The organism is Vicinamibacterales bacterium, assembly GCA_035699745.1.
GTDB lineage: Bacteria > Acidobacteriota > Vicinamibacteria > Vicinamibacterales > 2-12-FULL-66-21 > JAICSD01.
Window position 1 is genome coordinate 39,154 of sequence record DASSPH010000037.1, and the last position, 7,151, is coordinate 46,304.

6 protein-coding genes are annotated in these 7,151 nt (G+C 69.2%); 3 read left to right on the forward strand and 3 right to left on the reverse strand.

Features of this window, described 5'->3' with window-relative positions:
• Positions 1 to 8: 8 nt before the first annotated feature.
• From VFK57_07510 to VFK57_07520, 3 genes are read left to right on the forward strand one after another with little or no spacing between them, the layout of a single operon-like run.
• On the forward strand, positions 9 to 1,904 hold the full coding sequence (locus VFK57_07510; protein ID HET7695537.1) for a 2-phospho-L-lactate transferase CofD family protein: 1,896 nt from the start codon (positions 9 to 11) through the stop codon (positions 1,902 to 1,904).
• Positions 1,895 to 2,647, forward strand: a complete 753-nt coding sequence (locus VFK57_07515; protein ID HET7695538.1) for an NTP transferase domain-containing protein — start codon at positions 1,895 to 1,897, stop codon at positions 2,645 to 2,647. Before VFK57_07510 ends, VFK57_07515 begins: the two co-directional genes overlap by 10 nt.
• Positions 2,644 to 3,336 (forward strand): glycosyltransferase family 2 protein, encoded by a 693-nt coding sequence (locus tag VFK57_07520; GenBank protein HET7695539.1) that lies wholly within the window; start codon positions 2,644 to 2,646, stop codon positions 3,334 to 3,336. The genes VFK57_07515 and VFK57_07520 overlap by 4 nt, the downstream gene beginning before the upstream one ends.
• A 9-nt stretch (positions 3,337 to 3,345) precedes the next feature.
• Here the strand turns inward: VFK57_07520 and VFK57_07525 are convergent, their stop codons facing one another.
• From VFK57_07525 to VFK57_07535, 3 genes are all read right to left on the reverse strand, one after another.
• Positions 3,346 to 5,301 carry a hypothetical protein gene (locus tag VFK57_07525; protein HET7695540.1) on the reverse strand — a complete coding sequence of 652 codons (1,956 nt, stop codon included), beginning with the start codon at positions 5,299 to 5,301 and terminating at the stop codon, positions 3,346 to 3,348.
• A 6-nt stretch (positions 5,302 to 5,307) separates the two neighbouring features.
• Entirely contained in the window at positions 5,308 to 6,255 is a 948-nt protein-coding gene (locus VFK57_07530) for a lysylphosphatidylglycerol synthase transmembrane domain-containing protein (protein HET7695541.1), read from the reverse strand.
• Between the two features lie 3 nt (positions 6,256 to 6,258).
• The coding region (locus VFK57_07535) for a hypothetical protein (GenBank protein HET7695542.1) at positions 6,259 to 7,151 on the reverse strand (893 nt) is incomplete at its 5' end.

The following is a 7,151-nucleotide window of genomic DNA, read 5'->3' on the forward strand; positions in this document are numbered from 1 at the left end:
ATTCCCCTGTGCATCAGGGACCCTCGACGCGCGCCGGCGCGCTCGGCGTCGTGGTGTTCACGGGCGGCCGCGGATCGGGTGCGCTGGTGCGTCAGCTGGTGGCGCGCAAGGGCGTCTCGCTGACCCTCGCGATCAACGGGTACGACGACGGCGCGTCGACCGGACAGGTGCGCCGCTTCCTGCGCGACAGCCTCGGTCCCTCGGATTTCCGCAAGAACGCATCGCGCGTGGCGCGCGAGCTGCTCAGCGCTCCGGAAGCGTTGATCGACGCGCTCGATCGCCGGCTCGGCGCGGGCACTACAGCCGAGGCGGCGCTGGCCGAGCTGGAGGCGCTGGCGCGCGAGTGGCCGCCGCTCGCGCCGTACATCGATGCCTTCATCGACGAGTACCGGCGCCGGGGCGATTTCACCTTCGACGACTGCAGCGTCGGCAACATCGTATTCGCGGGGGCGTACCTCGCCGCCGGACGTGATTTCAATGCCGCCGTCGACCGCTACTGTGCGCTGCTGAGCCTGCCTGACGGACTGATCGAGAACGTGACCGACGGCCGGAATGCGCATCTCGTCGCCCTCGATGCCGAAGGACGGCTGCTCCGCACCGAGGAGGCGATCGTGGACGGCCGCCGTCAGAACACGATCGACCGCATCTTCCTCGTCGATCGCGTGCCGAGCGAGGCCGAAGCCCGGGCGATCGAGCGGATGCCGCGCGACGAGGCAATCCGGGCGCTGGAGGCGCGCCGCCCCGGGCTGGCGCTGAACCCGAGACTGGCGCGGAAGATCGCCGGCGCGGATGTGATCATCTACGCGCCCGGCACGCAGCACTCGAGCCTCTTTCCCTCGTACCTGACGCCCGGCCTCGGCGACGCGATCGGCTCGAACCTGCGCGCCATCAAGCTGCTGCTGACCAACATCCAGACCGACGCCGAGATCGCCGGCAGCACCGCCGTCGATCTCGTGGATCGCGCGCTGCGCTATCTGAGACACAACGTCAGCTCTCCGCTGCCCGCGCCGTGTCTGATCACCCACTACCTGATGAACGAGCCAGGCAGGGCCGAGACGGCGCCCTACGTTCAACTCGGTCCGGTGGAACTGATGGAGGATCCGCGGCTCGTGCGGATCGGCGCCTACGAGGACGGCGTGTCCGGACTGCACGATGCCGCGCGCGTGCTGGAGCCGTTCATCGACACGCTGCTCGCCCCGCGGCGGACGACGCGCATCGCCGTGCTCCTGCACGACTCCGGTTCCGTGAACAAGACCACCGAATCGATGCTCGAGATGGTGCGGGGCGGGATCCAGGAGCAGCCGATCGATGTGGTCGTCTTCTGCCTGGGCGCGTTCGACTTCGATCCGCACTTCACGGCCGGTCTGCCGTTCGACGTCCGCGTCGTGCCGGATGCACCCCAGTTCCTCGACGCGGTGCGCGAGGGGGAATTCGATTACGTCGGGCTGTTCGAATCCTCCGGCATGTATCGCGGGGAAGACCTGGTCGCGCTGCTCGCGCAGTTGACCGATCGCCGGCTGGATGCGGTCTGGGGAAGCCGCCGCCTCTCGGTGCGCGACATCCAGGAGTCGTATCGCTACCGGTATCGCTCGAGCCCCGTGCTCGGCGCCGTCAGCTTCGTCGGCAGCCACGTGCTCAGTCTGGCCTGCCTGGTTCTGTACGGGCGTTACATGTCCGATACGCTCTCGGCCGTGTGGGCCGTCCGGGCCTCGGACGCGCTCGAGGTGGGGACGCTCACCGATCGCATGGTCAACGAGCGGCTGCTGGCGCGGCTGCTGCGCCGCAGAGCCAGCGTGCTCGAAATGCCGGTCCACTTCATGCCGATCTCGCCGGATCGGGTGCGGCGGACCAGCGCGCTCGAAGGGCTGCACGCGCTCGTGACGCTGATCTCGTTGTGGCTCTGAGCCGGCTGCTCGTCATCCCTGCCGCCGGCCGCGGAACGCGCCTGAGCGCAGACACTCCCAAGCCTCTCGTCTCCGTCGGCGGCCGCTCGATGCTCGATCGCCTGGCAGATCTCTACACGCCGTTCGTCGACGGCATCGTCGTGATCGCCAGTCCGGTTTCACGCGCAGCCGTGTCGCGCTGGGCCTCCGGGCGGGCGGCAATCGTCGTCGAGCAGGCAGCCCCGACCGGGATGCTGGATGCGATTCTGCTCGCCGCGCCGGCAGTCGAGGCGCGCCGCCCCGACGCCGTCTGGATCACCTGGGCGGATCAGGTTGGCGTGCTGCCCGGCACGCTGCGGCGTGTGGTGGAAGCGGAAGAGCAGCGTCCCGGACCCGCGATGATCGTGCCGACCGTCACGCGCAGCGACCCGTACATCCACTTCACGCGCGACGCTCGCGGACGCATCGCCGGACTCCTCCAGCGGCGCGAGGGGGATGCGATGCCCGGGGAAGGGGAAGGGGATGTCGGCGTCTTCGCGATGGCGCGGGAGATCTTCCGGAAGGAGCTGCAGGAGTTCGCAGGACGCGCCGCCGCCGGCAGCGGAACCGGGGAGCGCAACTTCCTTCCGTTCATCCCCTGGCTGGCACGACGGCAGAACGTCGTCACTATTCCGTGCAGCGATCCGATGGAGGCGATCGGCGTCAACACTCCGGAAGATCTGCAGGTCGTCGAGGCCTGGCTCGCGTCACGGAGCGGCGCGTGACGCGTCTGTCCGTCGTCATTCCGGCCTACAACGAAGCGCGGTTCATCGGGACGCTGCTCGAACGCATCAGGCGCGTCGACCTGGCGCCGCTCGGGGTGGCGCCGGAAATCATCGTCGTCGACGACGGGTCGCGCGATGACACGGCAGCGATCGCGGAAGCGGTGGAGGGGGTTCGCGTGATCCGGATGGAGCGCAACGGCGGCAAGGGACGCGCCGTGCGCGCCGGGATCGAGGCAGCCGCCGGCGAGCTGCTGATCATCCAGGATGCCGACCTGGAGTACGACCCGCGCGACTACCTGCCGATGCTTCGCGCGCTGCTCGAGGGGCGCGCCGACGCCGTGTACGGCAGCCGCTATCTCGGACGCGGCCGCCACCCCAACCAGTCGCTCGCCGCCTACATCGGCGGCCGGAGCCTCAGCGCCATCGGCTGGGCGCTGACGGGCCGCTATCTGACAGACACCGTCACGGCCTACAAGCTCTTTCGCCGCGCCGATCTGGCGGCCCTTCCGCTCGCGACGACCGGCTTCGAGCTGGATCACGAGATCACGGCGCGGCTCCTCGCAAGAGGGAAGACGATTGTCGAAGTGCCGATCGGCTACGCGCCGCGCAGCCGCGAGGAGGGCAAGAAGATCGGCGCGCGCGACTGGTTGATCGGGACGCGGACGTTCTGGCGCTATCGGAAGGGCTAGCCGGACGGATCATCGCTCGTGCACCCGATAGATCCGGACGTCGCCCCGCGTGAAGACCGGCGCGAAGAGCGCGGGATTCCCATCGAACTTCGCGACGCCTGAGGGATACGCGCTGCGCTCGGTGCCGTCCACCCAGACGTAATCGATCCGCAGCGCGCGCGCGATGTTCCACGCCTGGCGGGCATCGCCGGTCTGATACATCGCCCGCACCCGCGCCGCGCGCTCCGCATATTCCGAGTAGTCCGACGTGCCGCCGAGCAGCGAGATCGGCCGTCCCGCCGCCATCCGCCGCTCGGCAAAGCTGGGGATCAGGCTCCACGTGCTGCGGTCGCGCACCAGGGGCTCCATCTGCACGATGGCCGTCTGCGGCGTGCCGCGACGCAGCCAGTCGAGCCCGGCGCGCTGGTCCGGGGAGATGAGCACGGTCCACGGGCCGATCGGGCCGTCGGAAACGTTCGACGTGTCCTGCGCGTTGTACGCGTCGATTGCGGTCGTCGGCGTGCCGATGACGGCAGCGGCAATCGCAGCGGCCACGGCCGTGCGCCTGGCCGCGCCCGTCGTCACGAATCCGCGCGCGATGAGCGCCGGCACGGCGATCAGGAACAACTGCCCCGAGCGGAACGAAATCCAGGCGGAATCGACGTTCAGCCGCGCGAAGAACATCATCGCGAGGGCGAGCGCCGCCAGCAGGGCCGGCGCGAACGGCCGGCCGACGCGGCCGACCGCCAGACCGACGACGGCGGCCAGCAGCGCCGGGCCCAGCGAGAGCGCGAGCGTGACGACCGGTGCATTACGCGCATCGCCGAGCCAGCCGAACTGCAGCGCGGAGCCGCCGCCTTCGGCCATGCGGTTGAGCATCACCCAGCCCAGCGCCCCGGCCACCGGAATCACCGCGACGGCGTGCCTCAGGATGCGCGGAACGAACGCCCCGGAACGGACCGCGTCGGCGGCAACGGCGGCGCCCCAGACCAGCGCGAAAACTCCGCCGACGAGCGGATTCATCATCGTCGCGCCGCCGAGCGCCAGACCCGCCAGCGCGATGGCGCGAACCGGTGTGGCGGAGCCGGCGACATTCACGACGGCGAGTGCGACCAGTCCCAGTGCGTAGGCCATCGAGTGCTGCGGTACCCACCAGAAGCAGCGCTGGAGACCGTCGGTGCGGACGCCGTGAAACCACCAGTTGGCGATCGCGTCGATATTCAGGTTGCGCACTTCGGACAGCGGCACGCCGGTCTGCCAGAACCGCCACAGGGCGAAGGTGCCCTCGGCGCTCGCCGCGACGATGGCGAGGGTCACGCCCGTCGCGACCGGCCACGCGTAGGGCAGCGCGGTCCACGCGCAGATGAAGATGGCGGACACGAACAGCAGCGCGGTCGCGATCGCGTTGCCCTTCAGGCACGTCTGCTCGTCTCTCAGCGACGGCAGCGATGCCGGCGCCGTCCCGGCCACCGCCGACGGAAGCAGGAAATAGGTCCAGTAGTAGTGGATCGGCCGGTGCGCGAGATACGGGTTGCGGGGCGGCGAGTCGAACTTGGCGATTTCAGCCGCCAGCGCGGTGTGCCACACGAAATCCGCGGTGAAGTAGGCGCGATAGCGGCTGTTCCCTGCGGCGTCCACTTCACCGGCGCGGAGAAACGGCGGCACCGCGATCGCCAGCGTCAGGATCCAGACTGCCGCGAGCGCCGCCGAATCGCGCGCCGACCACTGGGGCAGTTCGATCAGCGGGCGCACCACGCCCGGGGTAAGCAGCCAGACGACCACGATGGCGGCGGCCCAGGCGCCCGCGAAGACGAGGGCTGACGGCATCCGCGCGAACACCGCCGTCCAGATCGCCAGCGACGTCACCACGTAACCGAACAGCGCGCCGGCGATCCACCCCGCGGCATGCCTGCGTCCGAACAGCGCAAAACCCAGCGGCAGTCCGGGAAGGAGCGCCAGCAGGTAGACGACGAAGTAGATGAGCATCCTCGTCTATCCGCGCGTCCCGGCGCGCGCCCCCGCAGGCGCGAACGCGTACAGCACCGCGCCGGGCAGCGTGCCGATGAACCCGAGGCCGAGGAACAGCATCGACAGCGCGAACACTTCCGGCCGCGGCGCCCCTTGCGGCACCAAGAACCGGTCGAACGCGAGCTGCGTGGTGCCCAGGCCGTTGGGCGTCACCGGCACCTGCATGATGAAGACGATGAGCGGAATGAACGCGAAGTAGGTGGTCAGCGCCAGATCGAGGCCGAGCCCGCGGCCGAGACACCACGCCTGCAGCACACGGAATGCCTGCACCGCGATCGAGAGCGCCAGCACGCGGGCGACGGCGCGGTGGTGCGTCGCGTAGGCGCGCACGGCGTCCGTCAGCGCCGCGGTCACGCGATGCAGCAGTGCGATCGGAACCAGGCCGGCGGCCGCGCGGACGATTGCCGCGGCGCGCTCGCTGAACACGACCGCTGCAGCCACGGCGCAAACCGCGGCCATGGCGGCCAGCAGCAGCACCAGGTCGCGCGTCCCTTCCACCGTCGCAAACGGCAGCGCCGCCGCGGCGACGACCACCACGGAGAGCACGCCGAGCGCGCGATCCATCAGGACCGACGCGGTCGATTCCGCCAGGTGCACGTCGTAGCGGGAGAGTGCGTAGGCGCGGTAGAGATCGGCGCCGACGCTGGGAATGAAGTTGCTGACGAACGAGCTGAGGAAGAAGACGCGCAGCACCGTCCGCAGCGGCGGGCGCGTCCCTGGGGCGAGCGCGACGAGCAGGTCGATCCACCGCAGCGCCATCAGCGTGCGATCGACGAACACGAGCCCGACCGCGGCGCCGAGCCACCGCCAGTCCATCGCCGCGGCGGCGGCGAGGATCGCGGACGGACTGGACCAGTAGAGAACGAGCGCCGTCAGGACGACGGCGATGAGAATCTTGAGCGCTCTCGGCACCGCCTAGCGGCCGACTGGCTCGGGAAGCGTGTCCAGGTGCCGGGTCGTGTCCTTCTTCACCTGGTAGGCGCGCTTCAGGAACTTGGCGTAGGGGACGAACTGTTTCATCGCGCCGACGTTGACCTGGCAGGGGCTCAGGCAGGTCGGGCAGGTCTGTTCCTTGATCTGCTGCCGGTGCGCCAGGTTCTCGGCCTTGTAATAGAGCGACTCGGCGGACTCGTCGAGCACGTTGCCGATCTTCTGCGAGTTCTCGCAGTAATGGAGATCGCCGTTCGGGTTGAGCAGCAGCCCCTGGCTCTGGAACGGGCACGGCATCGTCCGGTGGTAGCCGTTCGCGATCATGTCGGCGTAGTGCAGGTACATGAACGCCTGGCCGCTCAGCACCGATTCTTCCTGGACGCGGTCGAGGAAGAACTTGCGCATGAACGCCTCTTCGCGCTCGCGGAAGCCGACCTTCTCCTCGAGCGACTTGTTGTGCAGCATCGCGTCGGTGAAGCGCAGCATGTTGAAGACGACGTCGAGCCCCTTCGCGCGCGCCCACGCGAGGATGTTCTCGCCGTCCGACATGTTGGTGGCGAAGAGCGTCGCGGCGATGCCGAACTGGAAGTTGTCGTGCTTCTGCGCCAGCGCCTGCATCGCGTCGATCGTCTTGCCCGCCTTGGCGAAGCCGTCCTTGACGTGGCGGACCTGGTCGTGGATGTTGCCGATGCCGTCGAGCGACACGCGGATGCTGATCAGGACGCGCTTCTCGGCGCAGAACTCGACGATACGCGTGAGCATGGGGATGGCGCGATGCGGCGTGAGCCCTGTGGTGTTGATGCCGATCTTCCGCAGCCGCGGCAAGTGCCGCTGGAACAGCTCCACCATCTCCGGCAGGTCGTTCCTCGTCGTCGGCT